The following is a 21,546-nucleotide window of genomic DNA, read 5'->3' on the forward strand; positions in this document are numbered from 1 at the left end:
GTCATGAACGAAAAAAATATTGCTCGAATTCGTCGTGCGCGCCGCTCTCGCCTAAAAATGCGTGAACTAGGCGCAGTACGTCTGTGTGTTAACCGCACACCACGTCATATCTATGCGCAGATCATTTCCGCTGATGGCGCAACAGTTATTGCTTCTGCATCAACTGTTGAAAAAGAATTGCGTGCTGGTTCTACCGGCAACGTTGAAGCCGCTAAGAAAGTGGGTGCATTGATCGCAGATCGTGCTAAAGCTGCTGGCGTTTCACAGGTGGCGTTTGATCGCTCCGGTTATAAATATCACGGCAGAGTCCAGGCTCTGGCTGATGCGGCCCGCGAAGGCGGACTGGAATTCTAAAGGTTTCTATTATGGCAAATCACGAACAGAAAGACGGTGAACTCCAGGAGAGACTGGTCCAGGTAAACCGCGTTGCTAAAGTGGTGAAAGGTGGCCGTATCTTCGGTTTTACAGCATTGACAGTGGTCGGTGATGGTAATGGCCGTATCGGTTTTGGCCGTGGCAAGGCACGTGAAGTTCCTGTTGCAATTCAAAAAGCAATGGAACAAGCGCGTCGTAACATGGTTAACGTTTCACTGAATGCTCATACATTGCAGTATCCAGTTAAAGCACAACACGGTGCTTCACGCGTTTACATGCAGCCAGCTTCAGAAGGTACTGGAATCATCGCCGGTGGTGCGATGCGTGCAGTGCTTGAGCTTGCAGGCGTGCAAAACGTATTGGCTAAGTGCTATGGCTCAACTAATCCGGTTAACGTAGTGCGTGCAACAGTTAAAGGTCTTGCATCAATGAATGCACCTGAAGACGTTGCTGCTAAGCGTGGCAAAACCGTTGAAGAGATCCTGGGGAACTAAGCAATGGCTAACAAAATTAAAGTTACCCTAACTCGCAGCACAATCGGTACTTTGCCGAATCACAAGCTGTGTGTTAAAGGTCTAGGACTGCGTCGTATCGGTCACGTTGTTGAAGTGGAAGATACTCCGTCAGTGCGTGGAATGATTAATAAAGTCAACTACATGGTTCATGTAGTTGGTGAATGATAGGAGTCACCCAATGCGTCTAAATACATTGCGCCCGGGTGCCGGTTCCAAACAGGCTCCAAAGCGTGTTGGTCGTGGTATCGGCTCCGGTCTGGGTAAAACCTGTGGTCGTGGCCACAAGGGTCTAAAATCCCGCTCAGGCGGAAGCGTAAATCCGGGTTTTGAAGGCGGTCAGATGCCAATTCAGCGTCGTCTGCCAAAATTCGGTTTTACATCACGTAAGTCACGTTACGTTGCTGAAATTCGTTTAAGCGAAATTTGCAAAGTTGTGGCAGACGTTGTTGATCTAGAAGCGTTAAAAAATGCTGACATCATTCGTGAAGAGATTAAAGTCGCACGTGTGATTCTGTCAGGTGAAGTCACGAAGCCTGTTACTGTTAAAGGTCTAAAAGTGACCAAAGGTGCTCAGGCTGCGATTGAAGCTGCTGGCGGTAAAGTCGAGGCGTAAATGGCTAAGATAGGACAAGTACCAGCAAGACAGAACGGCTTAGGTGAGCTTTGGGCTCGCCTACGTTTTGTTCTGATTGCGATCATCGTTTACCGAATTGGTGCTCACATACCGGTTCCTGGTATTAACCCAGATCGCCTTGCTGCGCTGTTTGAACAGAATCAGGGTACTATCCTGAGTTTGTTCAATATGTTTTCGGGTGGTGCACTTGAGCGTATGAGTATTCTTGCGCTGGGTGTTATGCCGTACATCTCTGCATCGATTATCATGCAGTTAATGACGGCGGTCAGTCCCCATCTGGAGCAACTAAAGAAGGAAGGTGAAGCAGGTCGTCGTAAAATCAACCAGTACACGCGTTACGGTACGGTTGTATTAGCGACAATCCAAGCATTCGGTATGTCTGTCGGTCTTGCTAGTCAAGGCGTGGCATTTGCAGCCGATGCAAGCTTCTACTTTGTAGCGGTCGTAACCTTTGTTGCGGGTGCTGTGTTCCTGATGTGGTTAGGCGAACAGGTTACAGAGCGTGGTATCGGTAACGGTATATCCATCCTGATCTTTGCTGGTATTGTCGCAGGTCTTCCAGGCGCAATAGGTCAGTCTTTCGAGGCTGCGCGTCAAGGCGACTTGAATATCTTGGCTCTGCTGTTGATCGCTGTATTAGCGATGGCAACCGTTGCTTTTGTTGTGTTTATGGAACGTGGCCAACGCCGCATCACCATCAACTACGCAAAACGTCAACAAGGCCGTCGCGTATATGCAGCACAAAGCAGTCACTTACCTTTGAAGGTGAATATGGCGGGTGTAATCCCACCGATATTTGCCTCCAGTATCCTACTGTTCCCTGCATCAATGGGACAGTGGTTTGGGCAAAGTGAAGGTCTTGACTGGCTGCAGGATATGGCACTGGCGTTAGGTCCAGGTCAACCATTACATATTCTGTTGTTCGGTATCGCGATCGTGTTTTTCTGTTACTTCTACACTGCGCTGATGTTTAATCCGCGTGAAGTGGCAGACAATTTAAAGAAATCTGGTGCATTCATCCCTGGGATTCGTCCTGGCGAACAATCCGCCCGTTATATTGACACTGTATTGTCGCGTCTAACCTTGTTTGGTGCACTCTACATAACTGCTGTATCACTGATGCCACAATTCCTAGTGGTTGCTTGGAACATACCGTTCTACTTCGGTGGTACTTCTTTGTTAATCGTCGTGGTGGTAGTGATGGACTTTATGGCTCAGGTGCAATCACACTTGATGTCCCATCAGTATGAATCACTGATGAAAAAATCGAATCTTAAAGGTGGCGCAGGTTCACTGCGTTAGACCTGTTAGAGGTGGATCATGAAAGTACGCGCGTCTGTTAAAAAGATTTGCCGTAATTGCAAGATCGTACGTCGCAACGGTTCCGTGCGCGTGATCTGTAAAGTGGAACCCAGACACAAACAGCGTCAGGGTTAATCCACAAAATTATAGCCGTGGAGGCCGCTCGACTTGATTTATTTTTGATCAAGTAGTAGAATTGCGCGCCTTCCACGAACGATGAATGATTTGTCTCTGCTATGTGCAGAGCATTAATATGGAGTAGATTGAATGGCCCGTATAGCTGGCGTCAATATTCCTGACAATAAGCATGCGGTAATTTCTCTAACTTACATTTATGGGATTGGCCGCACTACAGCCAAACAGATCTGTACTGCAGTAGGTATTCTGCCGACCGTTAAAATCGGCGACCTATCTGAAGAACAGCTCGATAATGTTCGTGGTGAAATTACCAAGTTGACCGTCGAAGGTGATCTTCGTCGTGAAGTCAACATGAACATCAAGCGTCTTATGGATCTTGGTTGTTTCCGTGGTCTGCGTCACCGTCGTAACCTACCGGTTCGCGGTCAACGCACCAAAACGAATGCGCGTACCCGTAAAGGTCCGCGTAAGCCGATCCGTAAGTAAGCGATAGGAATTCCCGAATATGGCAAAGCCAGGTAATCGCACACGTAAAAAGGTTAAAAAGCAAGTAGCGGATGGCCTCGCGCACATCCACGCTTCTTTTAACAATACCATCGTCACCATTACCGATCGTCAAGGAAATGCACTTTCTTGGGCGACTTCTGGTGGTTCAGGCTTCCGTGGCTCTCGTAAGAGCACGCCGTTTGCTGCACAGGTTGCAGCAGAGCGTGCTGGACAAGCAGCTCTGGAATACGGACTTAAAAACCTAGACGTGTTTGTTAAAGGACCGGGACCCGGTCGTGAATCTGCAGTTCGTGCTCTAAACGGTTGCGGATACAAAATTAACAACATCACGGATGTGACGCCCATTCCACACAATGGCTGTCGTCCTCCGAAGAAACGTCGTGTGTAATCAGGAGACGGAATAATGGCTCGATATCTTGGACCCACGTGCAAGCTGTCCCGTCGCGAAGGCACAGATCTCTTTCTGAAGAGTGGTGTTCGTGCGCTGGATAGTAAGTGCAAAGCGGAAGTTGTTCCTGGTGTGCATGGCGCACGCCGTGGCCGTCTCTCAGAGTACGGTTTACAGCTTCGTGAAAAACAAAAAGTACGTCGTACTTACGGTGTACTGGAGCGTCAGTTCCGTGGTTACTACAAAGAAGCCGCTCGTCGTAAAGGCGCAACTGGTGAAGTTCTATTACAGCTTCTAGAAGGCCGTTTAGACAACGTAGTATACCGTATGGGCTTTGGCTCAACGCGTGCAGAAGCTCGTCAAGTAGTTTCTCACCGTCAAATTACTGTGAACGGTCAGGTTGTTAACATTCCTTCGTTCCAAGTTAGCGTTGGCGATAAGATTGCTGTACGTGAAAAGTCTAAAAACCAATTGCGTATCAAACACGCATTGGAATTGGCTGGTCAGCGTGCTCCAGTTGAGTGGATTGAAGTCGATGCTGCGAAAATGGAAGGTGAGTTCAAAGCACTTCCAGAGCGTAGCGAACTGGCTCAAGACATCAACGAACATTTGATCGTCGAGCTTTACTCGAAGTAATTTGAACTCTTGACTGGTGATACTATGCAGCGTTCTGTAAACGAGTTTCTTAGTCCACGTCATATTGACGTACAGGAAATCAGCAAAACTCGCGCTAAGGTGACATTAGAACCACTAGAACGTGGTTTTGGTCATACCCTTGGTAATGCGCTGCGCCGTATTTTGCTCTCTTCAATGCCTGGTTGTGCAGTAACCGAAGTCGAAATCGACGGTGTACTACATGAATACAGTAGCATTGAAGGGGTTCAAGAGGATGTCATTGAGATCCTTTTGAACCTCAAAGGGGTCGCTTTCACACTACACAATGGTGATGATGCGACTCTTACCCTGAGCAAATCTGTAGCAGGCGTAGTAACCGCAGCTGATATACAGCTTACACAAGATGTTGAGATTGCCAATCCTGATCATGTGATTGCGCATCTTAACGGCGATAACAGCTTGAATATTCAGCTTAAGATCACTCGTGGTCGTGGCTATGTTCCTGCTGATTCGCGTATGGCTGATGAAGATGAAAATCGTACTATTGGTCGTCTGTTACTGGATGCCAGTTACAGCCCAGTATTACGTGTCTCTTATCAAGTTGAAAGTGCCCGTGTTGAACAGCGCACTGACCTTGATAAGTTGATCATTGATATTGAATCAAATGGGACCATCGATCCTGAAGAGTGTATCCGTCGTGCGGCTACCATTCTTCACGAGCAATTGGCGGTCTTTGTAGACTTGAAAGATGCCAGCCAGCAGTCGCGTACAGAAGCTGACGATCCAGAGATCGATCCTGTTCTGTTGCGTCCGGTTGATGATCTTGAACTGACAGTTCGCTCGGCTAACTGTCTAAAAGCAGAACAGATCTACTATATCGGTGACTTGATCCAACGCACCGAAGTTGAACTGTTGAAGACTCCTAACCTAGGTAAGAAGTCGCTGACTGAAATCAAGGACGTCTTGGCCTCTAAAGGGCTGTCACTTGGTATGCGTCTTGAGAACTGGCCACCTGCTAGTCTCAAAAATGACGATAAAGCGGCATCCTAAGTTAGCCTTCTGACACTAAGTTGTTAAGGATTTTGAATAATGCGTCATCGTAAATCTGGTCGTCACTTTAATCGTACAAGTGCACACCGCAAAGCGATGTTCAAGAATATGGCTGTGTCTTTGTTCGAACACGAATTGATCAAGACTACTCTGCCAAAAGCTAAAGAACTTCGCCGCGTGGCTGAACCACTTATCACTCTGGCTAAGTCAGACAGTGTAGCAAATCGTCGTTTGGCGTTTGCTCGTACTCGCAGCGATGCCGCTGTTGGTAAACTGTTTGGTGAATTAGGACCTCGCTATGCGAATCGTCCTGGCGGTTACATCCGTATTCTAAAATGCGGTTTCCGTAGCGGTGATAATGCACCCATGGCTTATGTAGAACTTGTTGATCGTCCGCACAATGCGGAAGCTGTTGAAGATAACAGCGAAGATTAAGATCTACTTGCACACAAAAAGCCCGGTCATACCGGGTTTTTTTTGGATAATTTTTAGCTGTTTATTTTAGTCTAGCTTCCATCTGTATCGAATGAATGCAAGATGGAAGCCATTTACACTACCCAATTCAGTCGAATAGGGATTCCAAAACACTATTGCTACCCTGGCCAGGTGCTTTGGTTCTTTGTCTCGGTAATGTCTCAGCAGTAAAGTACTCTACAATAGCATCCGATTGGCCGTCATACGCAAGCAGTCCTGTTGCAGGGTCAACTCGCGCTTGTACCACATTCTCGGGTCTTGGAATAACAGCGTTCTCTTTACCCTCAAGCGCTACACGCATAAAGTCAATCCAGACAGGTAGAGCCGCAGTGCCACCGTATTCGCTACGTCCTAAAGGTGCCGGTTGATCGAAACCTATCCAAGCAGTCGTCACCAGATTTGGGTTATAGCCTGCAAACCACGCATCTCGTTGTTGGTTGGTGGTGCCAGTTTTACCCGCAAGATCGGTTCTATTCAGTGCTAAAGCCCGTCGTCCAGTGCCTCTGCGAACAACATCCGCTAAAACATCACTGATAATATACGCAGTGGATTCCGATAGAATTCGATAGTTTTCAGGATCGGCACTATTTAATCGTGCATTGGTATGTTTAAAGGCATCACCTGCTTCTAAGGGTAGCTCAACTGGACGACCGTCAACATGCGTCACCTCATCTATAAACCAAGGCACTACTCGATAACCGCCATTAGCAAAGGCAGCATAGCCGGTATTGACTTGCAGCAGGGTGGCATCTGATGCCCCTAAAGACAGCGATAAATTCTGTGGCGTACGTTCCGCGTCAAAACCAAATTCCAGTATTTGTGGATAGGCATCAGCCAGTCCTATGTCACGCAATAAACGAATAGATACTAGATTCTTAGAACGATATAGGGCTTCACGTAAGCGAATGGGGCCTTCAAAGTCACGAGAGTGGTTTTCAGGTCGCCATTCTCCACCCAAGCTGACATCATCTATGACGATGGGTGAATCATTGACGATGCTGGCAGCTGAATAGCCCTCTTCTAAGGCAACAGCATATAAGAAAGGTTTAAAGGTTGAACCGGGTTGACGCCATGCCTGGGTGACGCGGTTAAAATTGTTGTGGTTAAAGCTGAAGCCGCCAGAAAGAGCGCGAATGGCGCCCGTATCGGGTTCCATAGCCACTAGGCCACCCTGAACTCGTGGTAATTGAGTTAAGCGCCAAATCTCATCAGGTTGCTGATAAACGCGAACCACATCACCCGTTGACAAGACATTCCCAGCATTTTGCGGAACGGGTCCCATCGCGTTAACAGAACGAAACTCTCTAGCCCAGCGAATCGCATCCCAATCCAGTGTTACCTCTATACCATCACGCAGTAGCAGCGTAGCAGCACGTTCTTCAACACTAATCACCAGCGCTGGATGCATATTGCCTAGTAAAGAATAATTGGATAATTCTGCCAAGCGTTGTTCCAGTGTAAGGTTGCTGATATCAACCTGTGCTTCTGGACCGTGATAGCCATGACGCTCATGATAGGCGATCAAACCCGCTCTTAATGCAGCATCGGCGGCTTCTTGCTTCCTGCTGTCAATTGTTGTGGTGACATTAAAGCCATCCGTATAAGCATCATCACCATAAAGCCTGAACATTTCAGCGCGAACCATTTCGGCGACATAGAAGGCAGATAACTCAATGTCGGCGAAATGATAACGAGCGACTTCGGGTTCAATCACAGCTTCCTCATACTCTGCTTGCGAAATATACCCAAGGCTAAGCATTCGGCCAAGAATCCAGTTACGACGCTCAGTCGAACGTTGTGGATTGCGAACAGGATTGTTTGCTGACGGTGCCTTAGGCAGTCCAGCAATCGTCGCCACTTGCGCAAGACTCAATTCGCTGATGTCGCGGCCATAATAGATGTTAGCAGCCGCTTGAACACCATAAGCCCGTTGTCCTAAATAGATCTTATTAACGTAAAGCTCAAGTATCTCTTCCTTAGATAGCTCTTTTTCGATATTAAGAGATAATAAGATCTCATTAAATTTTCGAGTAAAGGTACGTTCGGGCGTTAAAAAAAAGTTTTTAGCCACCTGCATGGTTATGGTAGAACCACCCGTCTGTATTTCTCCTGAAGAGGCTAATTGAAACGCAGCTCTGGCAAGTCCTTTTATATCGATACCAAAGTGCTCATAAAAGCGACTATCCTCTGCCGCCAAAATGGCATGTCGAAGACTGTCAGGTATCTGATCATAACGGATGGGCGTGCGACGCTGCTCACCATACTCAGCCATCAGCTTGCCATCTGCAGAAAAAATTCTTAAAGGAATCTGGAATCTTACCTCACGAAGTTCGTGTACATCTGGAAGATTGGGTTTATATTGATACAGGGCAAATAAACCGACGCCAGCAACCAGTAAAATGGCAACGAAAAAAAGTGCTATAAATAGCTTGATTAAGGATAAAACGTTGCGCATGGTCACCTTTTGGTCTAATTTGAGGCTAAAAGAGGCATTATATCTGTCTAGGTGCTTTACAGTACAGTTGACAAGCGTTTTAATTAAGTATGGCTCTTGTGCTGATATATTAAAAGCTTCCGTTTGACTCGGAAAAGGAATGAATTGTGGTCAGCTTATTTGGAAAGAAATCATCTGGCTGGATAGGAATAGATATTGGTTCTTCATCCGTTAAGCTAGTATCCATGTCTTCTTCAGGCTCTCAGCGACAAATTGATGCATATGCAATAGTCCCGTTATCACCCACCGCGGTGATTGATGGAAATATTGAAGAAGTTAATGTTGTTGCAGCAGCGATTGAGCGTGGTTTAAAAATTTGCGGTGGAAAATACAATGCTGCAGTTGTCGCAGTTCCTTCCTCTGCCGTGATCACCAAGAAAATTCAGATCAGTAACCTGTTTGTCGGTATCGACTTAGAAGATCAGGTCAAGATCGAAGCCGACCAGTTTATACCTTATCCGCTTGAAGAAGTGGCCTTAGACTTTGAAGTGCTTGGGCCTGTCAAGAAAGATCCTAATTTGAACGATATTTTATTAGTTGCTTGCCGCAAAGAAGCAGCAGAAACTCGTGAAGAAGCAGTGTCAAGTGCGGGTGTTAAGTGCGAAGTCGTTGATGTCGATACCTACGCGATGGAACGAGTGGTTAGCATGTTGGATCAAGAGCCCGATGATCGACTGTTTGCGGTGATTGATATCGGTGCATCTACTCTGTGTCTGAACGTCATTCAAAACGGAAAAGTGGTTTATAACCGTGAACAAGCCTTTGGCGGTAATGACCTCTCTCAAGCCATTCATCAACAGCATGGTATGTCGATGGAAGAGGTTGATCTTGCTTTCCGCGAAAACTCCTTGAATGACGATATAGTTTCACAAATGGTCGTTCCTTTTACCAATACCGTGGTACAACAGGTATCCAGAGCCTTACAGTTCTTCTATTCGTCAGGTGTGCACGGTCAGTTATCTCATGTTTATTTGTGTGGCGGGGTTTCGGGTCTGCCTAACCTCAGTAGCCGATTGAGTGAAGAGTTAGAGTTGACAACTGATGTGATGGCTCCGTTTGATCACTGTGCTGTGAACCGTAAGTTAAATTCAGAGCGTCTTAAACGCGATGGGGCAGTCCTGGTCAAGGCCTGTGGTCTTGCGCTACGAAGTTTTAATCAATAGGACTTGATATATGGCACTTATTAACCTTAGACCTTGGCGAGAACAGCGGAACGCCCTTCTGCAGAAAAGGTTTATTTCGAATCTAGTAGGCTCCGCAATATTGGCGGGATTAATCGTTTTCGGCATTAGCTATTATTACGATATGCAGATGAACCGACAGCAAGAGAGAAATGCCTTTCTTAGGGCAGAAAATGCAAAGCTTGATAGGCAGTTGGCGGAAATTAACGAGCTTAATAGACTGCGCGCACAGCTTCTTGAACGTTTAGAGGCCATTGAAGATCTTCAGGGTACTCGTCCTTTGGTCGTCCGTAATTTTGATGAATTAGTCAGAGTGTTACCGGATGATCTTTATTACTCGTCAATTAGAAGGGCTGCCGATGTGATAACGATTGACGGGTTCGCAGTGGTCAATGTTGATGTATCAAATCTCATGCGGAACTTAGCAGCCTCTAAATGGTTTGGTGAACCAAATCTCACTCGAGTAGGGACGTCCAACAATCTTCGCCAATTCAACCTCTCCGTACCTATGGTAAGACCGGCTGAAGGAGGGGATGAATAATGAATATGAATGGATTGCAAAACGCATTTAAAGGTTTTGATATTAATAATCTTGATTTCAAAGCATCGGGTTCATGGCCGGTTGGCATTAAGTTTATTTGTTATCTGTTAGTCATGGCCGCAGTCATTGGGGCTGGCGTGCATTTCCTTATTACCGATAAGCATCAGGCGGTTGAGCGTGAAATTGCCAGAGAAGCAGATCTTAAAAGAGAGTTTGAAAATAAATCTTTTCGAGTGGCTAACTTAGATGCTTTAAGAAGACAGATGGCCGACGTTGAAGAACGTTTTTCTGAAATACTTAAACAATTGCCTACTGAAAAAGAAGTACCTAACCTTCTTGAAGATATTTCAGATATTGGCAGGCAAGCGGGTCTAAATATTCAAACCATAGCATTGCAACCAGAAAGACGTGCTCAGTTTTACATTGAACTGCCGATAAATATCGAGGTAACTGGTACCTATCATCAGATGGGCGCATTTGTAAGTGGTGTTGCAGAGATAGAGCGAATTGTCACTCTGCATGATTACAACATACAACGCGGATCTGGCGAGTTACTATCCATGACAATCAATGCAAGAACGTATCGCTATGAACAAAACTGAAATGAATATCAGGCGCTCATACCCGCAGCAGTTCAAAGGCGTAATGGCTGTATCCATACTGGCCTTTACTTTACAGGGTTGCTTATGGGTTGAAGATACCAATGATCTGCGCGCATTTGTCGCCGAGCGGTCTTCACAACCAACCGGGGAAATTCCTCCGTTACCAGAATTTAAACCTTATGAAGCATTTGTTTATGAAGGATCTAGCCTAAGGAATCCTTTTGCTCCCTTGGTGCCACAGGCAGAAGCTATCGAAGAAGTTTTATCAGATGTTTTTCCTGATTTTGAAAGACCAACTGAATATTTGGAAAGCTATGCTCTAGACAATCTACGCATGGTTGGTTCAATTACTTCCCCAATTAATACAGACCAGTTTTTTGCGCTGGTTCGTGATCCTAAAGGGGAGGTGCATCAAGTGGTACTTGGTGATTATCTAGGTCTAGATCACGGTCAGGTGATCGGATTAGATGAGAGGCGGATTGAGATATCCGAAATAATTTCAAATGGCCGTGGCGGTTGGATGAAACGTCCACGCACCATTGCGCTTCCCGAGTCCAATTAAGGGATATTGACCGTGAATACAATAGTGATGAATCAAAAAAATACTACCAGCCTGTTTAAACGCATCAGTACCTATCTAGTGACTGCATGTACCTTGTTACTGACAGTCAATGTGATGGCGCAAGAATCAAGGTTAATCAATACAGAGTTCGTCTCACTTCCTAATCAGGGTGTGGAGTTACGCATGGAGTTTGATACACCTCCATCTACACCGAACAGTTACATGATTGAAAGCCCACCACGATTTGTGATGGACTTTAATGGAGTAACAAACTCACTAGGTCAAAGAAACCTTAGCGTTAACACAGGAGTCGTTGACAGCGTCAACTTTGCACAGGCACAAGATCGTCTTCGTGTAGTGACAAATTTACTAGGAACGGCATCGAGTGATGTGCGCATGGAAGGTAACGTTCTTGTGATGAGATTCCAAGAATCGGCTGCGGTAGCTGCGCCTTCTCGTGCAACTCCGGTGTCTGCTCCAGTGCAGCAGGTTGCAGATGGACGTACACAGATTCAATCGATTGATTTTCAGCGCATAGAAGGAAATCAAGGTCGTGTCATTATCAATATGAATAATGATCGTGCGTCAATGAATATCAATAGAGAGGGTGGTAACGTTGTTTTAAATCTAAGTGATGCATCTCTAGAGTCTTCACTTGCAAAACGTCTGGATGTTCAGGACTTTGCAACGCCGCTTTCATTTATAGATAGTATGGCTTCTGGTAGAGGTGTAACAGTCCTGATGAGACCTACATCTGAGCCTTTCGACTATATGGCTTATCAGACTGGTAATCAGTTGATAATTGATTTCAAACCTATGACAAGTGCAGAACTTCAGGCACAAAGAGATAATCAATTCCCATTTACGGGTGAACGCATCGATTTAAACTTCCAAAATGTTGAGGTTCGTGCTGTTTTACAGATTATTGCTGAAGTAGCAGAGATGAACCTTGTTGTCAGTGACAACGTTAGAGGTGCAACAACCTTACGCTTGAAAAATGTTCCTTGGGATCAGGCTTTAGATATTCTCTTAAAATCTGAAGGATTGGATAAGCGTGAAGTGGGGAATGTGCTGATGGTTGGTACGGCAACAGAGATTGCAGAACGTGAGAGAATTGAAGCTGAAAGCCAGATTCAAGTTCAAGAGTTAGCACCATTATTAACAGAATTTATTCAAGTAGATTTCCGTCGTGCTTCCGATATGCGGGAAAGGCTTGAGGGTGCGCGTTTGATTTCTGATCGAGGTTTTATACTTGCAGATGATCAGACAAATGTACTAATGATTCGTGAAACAGCCCGTCAAATGGAAGAAATAAGACGCACGCTACGTAGATTTGATGTACAGGTAGCACAGGTATTAGTTGAAGCTCGTTTGGTCACGGCTTCCACTGAGTTCGCTCGCGAGTTGGGTGTTCGCTGGGGTGCTGCTGGAAGTGCTAATACCAGAGTCAGTGTAGGTGGTGGGGCTGGTGTTACACCAGGAATTCAAGGGGTTGCTGGTACAGGAATAGGTGCCACTTTGTCAGGAGCACAACCGGCTGTTCCTGGTATGGTTGATTTTGGCGTTGGTGGGGCTACTTCGGCTATTCGAATTGGATACTTGAGTAGTGGTCTGCTTTTATCTGCTGAACTATCAGCACTACAAAGCGACAATAAAATTGAAATTGTTTCTCAGCCAAAGGTCATTACAACTAATGGTATGCCGGCATTGATTAAATCTGGTCAAGAGGTTTCTTACAGTACATCAAGCACTGATGGAACTAATGTTGAATTCAAAGAAGTGGTATTAAGTTTAGAGGTAACACCACAAATAAACCCTGGCGATAGAATCTCCCTAGATCTTAAAGTTATTCAAGATTCGTTAGATCCGAACCGTTTTGGTGATGAGCTTCTAATCAATACCAACCAGTTAGAGACAACCGTTGTTGTTAATGACGGAGAAACGATCGTACTCGGTGGTGTCTTCAGAAATGATACCAGTAGCGAAACACGGAAAACTCCAATACTGGGTGACTTGCCAGTTCTTGGTGGATTATTCCGCTACAGAGCAGAAAATGAAAGAAAACGTGAGTTGCTCATCTTCATCACACCGACTATGATTCGCGAGTCCCTAGCCATACAATAGGTCTCGTGCGTTGAATGTATATCTGATAGGCCCTATGGGTGCTGGTAAAAGCACCATAGGGCGTCTTCTTGCTCAAGAGTTAAATCTAACCTTCTACGATTCCGATAAAGTGATCGAAGATCGCTCCGGTGCCAATATCCCTTGGATATTTGATGTTGAAGGTGAAGCGGGTTTTCGCGAACGTGAAACTGCAGTAATAGATGAACTCACTCTACTTGATAACTGCGTGATGGCCACCGGTGGTGGTGCGGTGTTGCGTGATGAAAATCGCCAATACCTGCAAAGCCGTGGTACGGTCGTTTATCTGCAAACCTCAATCGAGCAACAGCTGGAACGCACTGCGCGTGATCGCAACCGTCCTCTTTTGCAGACAGATGATCCAGAAGCGGTGCTAAGAAAACTCTTAGATCAGCGTGATCCTCTTTACAAAAGCTGTGCAGACATTATCATCCAAACTGATAAGCGTCACCCTAGGGGTGTAATCAAAGAAATTCTGCGTCAACTCAAGCAGCCTTGTTCGTCGCTATCATAAATCAAACATCACTCAAATCTACCTATGATGAGGTGTGCCATGCAAACCCTAACCGTCGACTTGGGCGACAGAAGTTATCCAATTACGATCGGAACTGGTGTGTTGCGGCAGGAGTTTATTGCGCCCTATATACGCAGCAAACAGGTGATGCTAGTCACGAATGAAACAGTCGCACCGCTTTATCGCAATACCGTTTACGAGGCCTTGCAAGGATTTCAAGTTGATGAAGTCGTTTTGCCCGATGGCGAAGCCTACAAAGATTTAACCCATTTAAACCTGATTTTTGACCAGTTATTACACAAACGCCATAACCGTACAACCACCTTGATTGCCCTAGGCGGTGGTGTGGTGGGTGATATGACAGGCTTTGCTGCGGCTTGCTACCAGCGTGGTGTTAACTTTATTCAAATACCGACAACGCTGTTGTCTCAAGTCGATTCATCCGTTGGCGGTAAAACGGGCGTTAATCACCCTGCAGGTAAAAATATGATCGGGGCGTTTCATCAGCCGGTTGCCGTTTTAGCAGATACTCAGGTGTTAAATACGCTACCTGATGTGGAGCTATCAGCCGGTATTGCCGAAGTGATTAAATATGGCTTGATCTATGATGAAAACTTTTTTGCATGGTTAGAGTCCAATATGCAAGCGCTTAGACAGCGTGATCCCAATGCGATAGCCTATGCCATCTACCGTTCTTGTGAAATTAAAGCAGAAATGGTGCGACTAGATGAGCGAGAATCCGGTGTTAGGGCCTTGTTAAATCTCGGTCACACCTTTGGTCATGCCATCGAAACTCATGCAGGATATGGTCAGTGGTTACATGGTCAAGCTGTCGCAGCAGGCACGATGATGGCAGCAGACCTCTCCTGTCGTATGGGATGGATAACCGCTGCTGATGTCGTTAGAATTGAACAACTGTTTAAGGCCGCCGATCTGCCCGTAAAACCACCATCAGACATGACTCCTGATCGTTTTTCAGAGTTGATGTCGATCGACAAAAAAGTGATGGATGGCAAATTAAGATTGGTACTGATGCAGCGTATAGGTCAGGCGATTGTGACCGATCAATTTGATCAAGCTGCACTGATGCAAACACTTCAGGGACAGAGTTAATAACGCCGTTTACGCAGGGATACACCATGTCTATCAATGATTTCGAATATGTAGAGCCGGCATCACGGATGCAATTGGCTGAAAAGCTCAGTCATATGACCAGCTATTCTGCCTTCATGATCCTATTGCTAGGAGAGGAAGGCAGTGGTCGTTCTACGCTGTTGGATCAGCTAGAAGAACTGCATGAACCACGCACTCAGCGCCTGGCTAGGATTGATCTTAGCGAAAAAACCGATGTGAGTCGTTTGTTGTTGGCCTTAGTGGACGCCATGCAATTAGATGCAGGCTTGCTTACCGACAATCGTCTGCGCTTAGCTGCGGTGCATAAACAGGTGCGTTCCTTATCAGAAGTGGGCATTTCTTTGCACTTGTACATCGATGATGCTGACTTTTTAACCGATAATGGGCTTGAATTGCTGTTAAGTCTATTTCAGCTCGGTGATTCCGCTCCTCGTATTTTACTGTCAGCTTCGACAGAGTTTGAACAGCGTGCAATCGATAAGGGCATACTGGATCGATTTGAAAATAAAGTCCATATTCAGCGCCTGGCACCCTTTGAAGAAGATGAAGTCGAAGATTTTGCTCTATCGTTGCTACCAGCACACATAGAGCTAACACCTAAGCAGTTGAAAAAGTTAGTTGAGCTGAGCAACGGCTATCCTGGCAATATTATTGCCTCTGTAGAGACCCTGTTGCGTCAAGGTGGCGGGAAGTCAGCCGTTAAAAGCTTCCCGATACCTCCAGTGCATTTGGCAGCGGTTGCCGGTATCTTGATGGTAATCACAGGTTTTGCGGTATGGCATTACCTGCCTAGCTCGCCCACCGAGACGGAAACCACAACCCGCATTCAAGTCATCCCTGAACCAGTTGCGGTGAATACTCAACAGGCTGCCGTAGAGATTGAAGTACGCGAAACCCTTGCGCAACGTTTGGCGGAACAAGAAGCCCGCTTAGAAGAGGAGCCATTGGAGTTTCCATTGTTAGAAAGCGTGGTGGAAACAGGCGTTGAAACAGAAACAGTCAGCGAAGATCCCGTTGCAGAAGTTGAAATGTCTGATTCAGTGGTTGTCGAAGAGCCTGTAGTCGCAACCGTAACTGCGCCTGCACCGCAAGTGGTCTCACCCGCACCGACTCCAGCACCCACACCAGTACCAACGCCTGAACCGGTATCTCAAGCGCCTGCCCCTGCTGCGACGCCAACTCCAGCTCCGACTCCAGCGCAAGCACCGCCACCTGTTCAGAGATCTGAACCGCCTACTGCTAGCGTAACAGAAGCAGCGCAACCGGTAGCGAGACCCACAGTAGCAGCAGGAAATAATGCCGAGCAACTACTTAGCTGGCCAGATAACGGTTTTACCCTACAAATGCTGGGGGCACGTTCGGAAGAAAGTGTGATAAGATTCATAAATTCACAAGCTCAGCCACAACGTTTTTATCGGTTTGTAACCTTGCATCAGGATGCGCCTTGGCATGTGGTGGTTTATGGTCAATACCCAACTCGTGCAGCGGCAACAGAAGCAGTTCGTAGCTTGCCAGCAGAGTTAAGAGATCGTAACCCTTGGGCTAGAACGATTTCGAGTGTGAAAGAAGATATTAGAAAGATCGATCAGTAAATAGCTGAATCGGCAAAAAAGATATGCCCCTAAGACGATAAAACACGTTATTACAACTAGCTTAGGGGTGAAACACTGATAAATTTTCAGTGCCCCTACATGTGCCAAAAATTGTTCTTATCCCAGCGGGGGTGTAGCATTACTACCCCTTTTTTTGACTCTGGGATGAGGGTTTTTGAGTGTCCGGAATTTAAGATTCTGATTTCAATGGTTTTTGTGTGTTTGTACAAAAGTCGTTTGACAGGTTTTCATTTACGTTTTTCACATCAGTTTTAGCGAGAAAGTTTTTATGAGCAATGGTCTGTACCGCCCAGATGAATTTAAGGACAACTGTGGCTTTGGTCTGATGGTGCACATGCAGGGAACGGCAAGTCACGGTCTCCTGCAAAAAGCTATTCAGGCACTTGCCTGTATGACGCACCGTGGTGGCATTGCTGCGGATGGTAAAACCGGTGATGGTTGTGGTCTGCTGATGCAGAAGCCCGACGCCTTTATGCGCGCTATCGCCAAAGAAACACTGAAAACAGATTTAAGTGATCTGTATGCCGTCGGCATGGTGTTTTTATCGCAAAATCCAGTGTTGGCAGAAAAAGCACGCGAAGCCTTGAATCAAGCCTTAACTCAAGAAGGCTTGAAGGTCAAAGGCTGGCGTGAAGTGCCAACCGATGATAGTTGCCTTGGTCCTATCGCCAAAGATACTCTGCCTCGCATCGAGCAGGTGTTTGTCGATACCGAAGAGAAAACCGAGCGCGAGTTAGTGATTAATTTATTCACAGCACGCCGCAAAGCGGAAATCGCACTCAGCGACGACCCCGATTTTTATATCTGTAGCTTGTCTGACAAAGTCATTTCCTACAAAGGCCTGATGATGCCGGTGGATCTGCCAGTATTCTATAAAGACCTGGGAGATGAACGTCTACAAACGGCTATCTGTACCTACCACCAGCGTTTCTCAACCAATACCGCACCGCGTTGGCCGTTAGCTCAGCCGTTCCGCTTCTTAGCGCATAACGGCGAGATCAATACCATCGAAGGTAACCGCGCTTGGTCACGTGCGCGCAGCACCAAATTTGCGACACCACTGCTGCCCAACGTCGATGAACTTCAGCCGATCGTTAATACCACGGGTTCAGATTCATCCAGTATGGATAACATGCTGGAATTCTTGATGGTCGGTGGCATGGATATCTATCGTGCCGTGCGCATGATCGTTCCGCCCGCGTGGCAAAACGTTGAAACCATGGATTCCAATCTACGTGCCTTCTACGAGTTTAACTCGATGCACATGGAGCCTTGGGATGGTCCTGCCGGTATGGTGATGACCGATGGTCGCTATGCGGTCTGTATGTTGGATCGTAACGGCCTGCGTCCATCGCGCTGGGTCATGTTAGAGGACGGTTTGCTTTGTACTGCGTCTGAAATTGGTGTATTCGACTACGAGCCAAGCAGTATTGTCGGTCAAGGTCGTGTCGGCCCGGGTCAAATCTTGGTGGTCGATACCCAAACCGGTGAGCTGATGCACACCGCCGATGTCGATAACTTGCTGAAGTCACGCAACCCTTACCGTAAATGGCTGCGTGAACATTCTATTCCGCTAGAACAAACCATGAGCTTCGTGGAAGAGTCGACTTCTTTCCGTGAAATGAGTCCCGAAGAGACTCGCACGCACATGAAGATGTTTCAAGTCACCTTTGAAGAACGTGATCAGGTGATTCGCCCGCTAGGTGAATCAGGTATGGAAGCGGTCGGTTCCATGGGCGACGACAAACCCATGGCGGTGCTGTCGAACAAGGTTCGTTCAGTGTATGACTATTTCCGTCAACAGTTTGCACAGGTCACCAATCCACCGATTGATCCCCTGCGTGAAGCGATTGTTATGTCGCTGCAAACCTGTATCGGTCGCGAAAAAAATGTCTTTGAAGAAACGCCAGAACATGCACGTCGTATCGTTCTGAAATCACCAGTGCTATCAGCGAGTAAATTCCGTCGTCTCAGCAATATGAATATCGACGGCTTTGAAGCTGAAACCATCGGTATGCAATACGATCCCGCGACGGGCCTAAAGCAAGCCATTGTTGAACTGTGTGAAAAAGCAGAAGCCGCAGCACGCAGTGGTAAAGTGATTCTGATTCTCAGCGATGCCTACATTAAGCAAGGCATGTTACCGATCCATGCAGCCATGGCCACTGGTGCGGTGAACCGTCATTTAGTCTCTAAAGGCTTGCGTACCAATGCTAATATCGTGGTGGAAACCGCCACAGCACGTGATCCGCATCACTTTGCGGTACTGTTTGGTTTTGGTGCAACCGCGGTTTACCCTTACTTAGCCTATCGCGTACTGAATGATCTTTGCCGTACCGGTGAAATCACCGGTGAACCACTACAAGCGCATGAAAATTTCCGTAAAGGCATCAACAAAGGCTTGATGAAAATCCTCTCTAAAATGGGGATCTCCACCATCGCTTCCTACCGTTCTGCACAGCTTTTTGAAGCCGTGGGACTGTCCAGTGACATTGTGGAGATGTGTTTCAAAGGCGTTGCCAGCCGTATCGAAGGTGCTAAATTTGAACACTTCCAGCGTGATCAAGAATTATTAGCTGCCGAAGCTTGGAGCGTGCGTAAGCCGATTCAACAGGGTGGTTTGCTCAAGTATGTTCACGGTGGCGAATACCACGCCTATAACCCCGATGTGGTCACCACTATTCATAAAGCGGTCACCTCGGGTGATACCCGTGATTATCAGCGTTATGCCGATCTGGTGAACAAGCGTGGCCCGGCAACGTTGCGTGATCTGTTAGGGATACGTAAAGACATTCAACCTATTCCATTATCTGAAGTGGAACCGATTGAAAATCTCTATCCACGTTTTGACACCGCAGCGATGTCCTTAGGTGCCTTGTCACCGGAAGCGCACGAAGCACTGGCGGTGGCCATGAACGAACTGGGTGGTCGCTCTAACTCTGGTGAGGGCGGTGAAGATCCTGCACGTCACGGCACCATTAAACGTTCAAAAATCAAACAAGTCGCGTCAGGTCGTTTTGGCGTGACACCCGAATACTTGATGTCTGCGGAAGTGATGCAGATCAAAGTCGCACAGGGTGCAAAACCGGGTGAGGGTGGTCAGTTACCGGGCGGTAAAGTAAACGCCTTGATAGCGCGTTTACGTTACTCAGTGCCAGGCGTAACATTGATTTCACCACCGCCGCATCACGATATCTACTCGATTGAAGATTTGGCGCAGTTGATCTTTGACTTAAAACAGATCAACCCTGAAGGCCTGGTCTCGGTCAAGCTGGTATCTCGTCCTGGTGTCGGCACCATTGCTTGCGGTGTGGCGAAAGCCTATGCTGACTTGATCACCATTTCCGGTTACGACGGTGGTACCGCGGCTTCTCCGTTGACCTCTATTCACTATGCCGGTTCTCCTTGGGAATTGGGCCTAGCGGATGCGCATCAATCCCTGCGTGGTAACCAGTTGCGCGGTAAAATCCGTCTGCAAACAGACGGTGGCTTAAAAACCGGTTTAGACGTCGTGAAAGCAGCGATGCTGGGTGCGGAAAGCTTCGGTTTCGGTACCATGCCGATGGTGGCGTTGGGTTGTAAATACCTGCGTATCTGTCACTTAAACAACTGTGCGACCGGTGTTGCGACTCAGCGTGCCGATCTGCGTGAAGAACACTTCCGTGGTACCGTCGAGATGGTGAAAAACTTCATGCGCTTTGTCGCAGAAGAAACCCGTCAATGGATGGCGTTACTGGGTGTTCGCACCATGGAAGAACTGGTCGGTCGTACCGATTTGCTAGAAATACTGCCGGGTGAAACCGATCGTCAGCAGTCGTTAGATCTATCGCCGTTGCTGAGTCATGCAAATATTCCAGCGGATGCGCCGCACACCGTACAGCAGCATCGTAACGAACCTTACGATCCAGGTTCATTAAACAACGAGATGCTGGCGCAAGCATCGGCTGCGATCCACGAGAAAACCGGTGGTGAATACCTGTTCAAAATCACCAACTGCGACCGTTCCGTCGGTGCGCGTACCTCGGGTGTTATTGCTAAATTACATGGCAACTTGGGTATGTCTGATTCACCGGTGATCTTTAACTTTAAAGGTCATGCGGGTCAGTCCTTTGGTGTCTGGAACGCGGGTGGACAGTATCTATACCTAGAAGGGGATGCCAACGACTATGTCGGTAAAGGCATGGCAGGCGGTAAGATCGTATTGCGTGCATTTGATGGTGTGACCTACAAAACCAACGAAGCCTCCATTATGGGTAACACCTGCTTGTACGGTGCGACCGGTGGTAAGTTATTCGCAGCCGGTCAAGCCGGTGAGCGTTTTGCAGTGCGTAACTCAGGCTGTCATGCAGTCATCGAAGGCGCAGGCGATCACTGCTGCGAATACATGACCGGCGGTATGGTAACGGTGCTGGGTAAAACCGGTTATAACTTCGGTGCCGGTATGACCGGTGGTTTTGCTTACGTGTTGGATTTAGATAACAGCTTCGTGGATAAATATAACCACGAACTGGTCGATATTCACCGTATTGCAACCGAGCAGATGGAAGCACACAAACACTATCTGCGCTCAAGCATTATTGAATTTACGCGCGAAACACGCAGCGCTTGGGGTCAAGAGATCTTGGACAACTTCGATGATTACATCGGCAAGTTCTGGTTGGTTAAACCCTACGCGACTGGCATTAACGATTTGCTCAACAGCATTCGTAAGCGCCCTGAGTAATAGCGTTAAGTCTTATATTCGTCCGTAAATTTTTTAGATTAA

Annotated in this window: 21 protein-coding genes; 20 read left to right on the forward strand and 1 reads right to left on the reverse strand. The window is 47.0% G+C overall.

Translation table 11 applies throughout. The annotated features are described in order from the left end of the window. The first annotated feature begins 3 nt into the window (after positions 1–3). The 11 genes from rplR to rplQ all read left to right on the forward strand — a co-directional run bounded on the left by rplR (position 4) and on the right by rplQ (position 5,959). A complete protein-coding gene (gene rplR / locus F7R24_RS10920; RefSeq protein WP_151671289.1) occupies positions 4–354 on the forward strand; it encodes a 50S ribosomal protein L18 in 351 nt (116 codons plus the stop codon). An 11-nt stretch (positions 355–365) separates the two neighbouring features. Beyond that, positions 366–869, forward strand: coding sequence for a 30S ribosomal protein S5 (gene rpsE, locus F7R24_RS10925; RefSeq protein ID WP_151671290.1), 504 nt, complete (start codon positions 366–368; stop codon positions 867–869). Positions 870–872: 3 nt separating this feature from the next. Next, positions 873–1,055, forward strand: a complete 183-nt coding sequence (gene rpmD, locus F7R24_RS10930; RefSeq protein WP_151671291.1) for a 50S ribosomal protein L30 — start codon at positions 873–875, stop codon at positions 1,053–1,055. A gap of 13 nt (positions 1,056–1,068) precedes the next feature. Further along, entirely contained in the window at positions 1,069–1,503 is a 435-nt protein-coding gene (rplO, locus tag F7R24_RS10935; RefSeq protein WP_151671292.1) for a 50S ribosomal protein L15, read from the forward strand. Then, a complete protein-coding gene (gene secY / locus F7R24_RS10940; protein WP_151671293.1) occupies positions 1,504–2,826 on the forward strand; it encodes a preprotein translocase subunit SecY in 1,323 nt (440 codons plus the stop codon). It abuts the gene before it with no gap. 18 nt (positions 2,827–2,844) lie between these two features. After that, positions 2,845–2,961 carry a 50S ribosomal protein L36 gene (gene rpmJ / locus F7R24_RS10945; protein WP_007021200.1) on the forward strand — a complete coding sequence of 39 codons (117 nt, stop codon included), beginning with the start codon at positions 2,845–2,847 and terminating at the stop codon, positions 2,959–2,961. A 132-nt stretch (positions 2,962–3,093) separates the two neighbouring features. Then, positions 3,094–3,450, forward strand: coding sequence for a 30S ribosomal protein S13 (rpsM, locus tag F7R24_RS10950; RefSeq protein ID WP_151671294.1), 357 nt, complete (start codon positions 3,094–3,096; stop codon positions 3,448–3,450). A gap of 19 nt (positions 3,451–3,469) precedes the next feature. Next, positions 3,470–3,859 (forward strand): 30S ribosomal protein S11, encoded by a 390-nt coding sequence (gene rpsK / locus F7R24_RS10955; RefSeq protein WP_036546531.1) that lies wholly within the window; start codon positions 3,470–3,472, stop codon positions 3,857–3,859. Positions 3,860–3,874: 15 nt separating this feature from the next. Then, positions 3,875–4,495: a 30S ribosomal protein S4 gene (gene rpsD / locus F7R24_RS10960; RefSeq protein ID WP_151671295.1), complete on the forward strand. Its 621-nt coding sequence runs from the start codon at positions 3,875–3,877 to the stop codon at positions 4,493–4,495. A gap of 24 nt (positions 4,496–4,519) precedes the next feature. Continuing rightward, entirely contained in the window at positions 4,520–5,524 is a 1,005-nt protein-coding gene (locus tag F7R24_RS10965) for a DNA-directed RNA polymerase subunit alpha (RefSeq protein ID WP_151671296.1), read from the forward strand. Between the two features lie 39 nt (positions 5,525–5,563). Next, positions 5,564–5,959 (forward strand): 50S ribosomal protein L17, encoded by a 396-nt coding sequence (rplQ, locus tag F7R24_RS10970; RefSeq protein WP_151671297.1) that lies wholly within the window; start codon positions 5,564–5,566, stop codon positions 5,957–5,959. 127 nt (positions 5,960–6,086) lie between these two features. Here the strand turns inward: rplQ and F7R24_RS10975 are convergent, their stop codons facing one another. Then, positions 6,087–8,453 carry a penicillin-binding protein 1A gene (locus tag F7R24_RS10975; protein ID WP_151671298.1) on the reverse strand — a complete coding sequence of 789 codons (2,367 nt, stop codon included), beginning with the start codon at positions 8,451–8,453 and terminating at the stop codon, positions 6,087–6,089. Between the two features lie 146 nt (positions 8,454–8,599). Here F7R24_RS10975 and pilM point away from each other — a divergent pair, with 146 nt between their 5' ends. The 9 genes from pilM (at position 8,600) to gltB (ending at position 21,504) form a co-directional block, all read left to right on the forward strand. Beyond that, positions 8,600–9,655 (forward strand): type IV pilus assembly protein PilM, encoded by a 1,056-nt coding sequence (gene pilM, locus F7R24_RS10980; RefSeq protein WP_151671299.1) that lies wholly within the window; start codon positions 8,600–8,602, stop codon positions 9,653–9,655. A 10-nt stretch (positions 9,656–9,665) separates the two neighbouring features. Then, a complete protein-coding gene (locus tag F7R24_RS10985; RefSeq protein ID WP_151671300.1) occupies positions 9,666–10,214 on the forward strand; it encodes a PilN domain-containing protein in 549 nt (182 codons plus the stop codon). Then, on the forward strand, positions 10,214–10,816 hold the full coding sequence (locus F7R24_RS10990) for a type IV pilus inner membrane component PilO (RefSeq protein ID WP_338087108.1): 603 nt from the start codon (positions 10,214–10,216) through the stop codon (positions 10,814–10,816). The genes F7R24_RS10985 and F7R24_RS10990 overlap by 1 nt, the downstream gene beginning before the upstream one ends. Beyond that, positions 10,803–11,378: a pilus assembly protein PilP gene (locus tag F7R24_RS10995; protein WP_240776087.1), complete on the forward strand. Its 576-nt coding sequence runs from the start codon at positions 10,803–10,805 to the stop codon at positions 11,376–11,378. The genes F7R24_RS10990 and F7R24_RS10995 overlap by 14 nt, the downstream gene beginning before the upstream one ends. A gap of 12 nt (positions 11,379–11,390) precedes the next feature. After that, a complete protein-coding gene (locus tag F7R24_RS11000) occupies positions 11,391–13,502 on the forward strand; it encodes a type IV pilus secretin PilQ (protein ID WP_240776088.1) in 2,112 nt (703 codons plus the stop codon). Positions 13,503–13,512: 10 nt separating this feature from the next. Next, positions 13,513–14,034, forward strand: a complete 522-nt coding sequence (aroK, locus tag F7R24_RS11005) for a shikimate kinase AroK (RefSeq protein WP_276613252.1) — start codon at positions 13,513–13,515, stop codon at positions 14,032–14,034. Positions 14,035–14,073: 39 nt separating this feature from the next. After that, entirely contained in the window at positions 14,074–15,147 is a 1,074-nt protein-coding gene (gene aroB, locus F7R24_RS11010) for a 3-dehydroquinate synthase (protein WP_151671301.1), read from the forward strand. A gap of 26 nt (positions 15,148–15,173) precedes the next feature. Next, a complete protein-coding gene (locus tag F7R24_RS11015) occupies positions 15,174–16,760 on the forward strand; it encodes an AAA family ATPase (protein ID WP_151671302.1) in 1,587 nt (528 codons plus the stop codon). Between the two features lie 289 nt (positions 16,761–17,049). Then, positions 17,050–21,504: a glutamate synthase large subunit gene (gltB, locus tag F7R24_RS11020; RefSeq protein WP_151671303.1), complete on the forward strand. Its 4,455-nt coding sequence runs from the start codon at positions 17,050–17,052 to the stop codon at positions 21,502–21,504. Positions 21,505–21,546 lie beyond the last annotated feature (42 nt).

Origin of the sequence: Nitrincola schmidtii (assembly GCF_008973715.1) — a bacterium.
GTDB classification, from domain to species: Bacteria; Pseudomonadota; Gammaproteobacteria; order Pseudomonadales; family Balneatricaceae; genus Nitrincola; species Nitrincola schmidtii.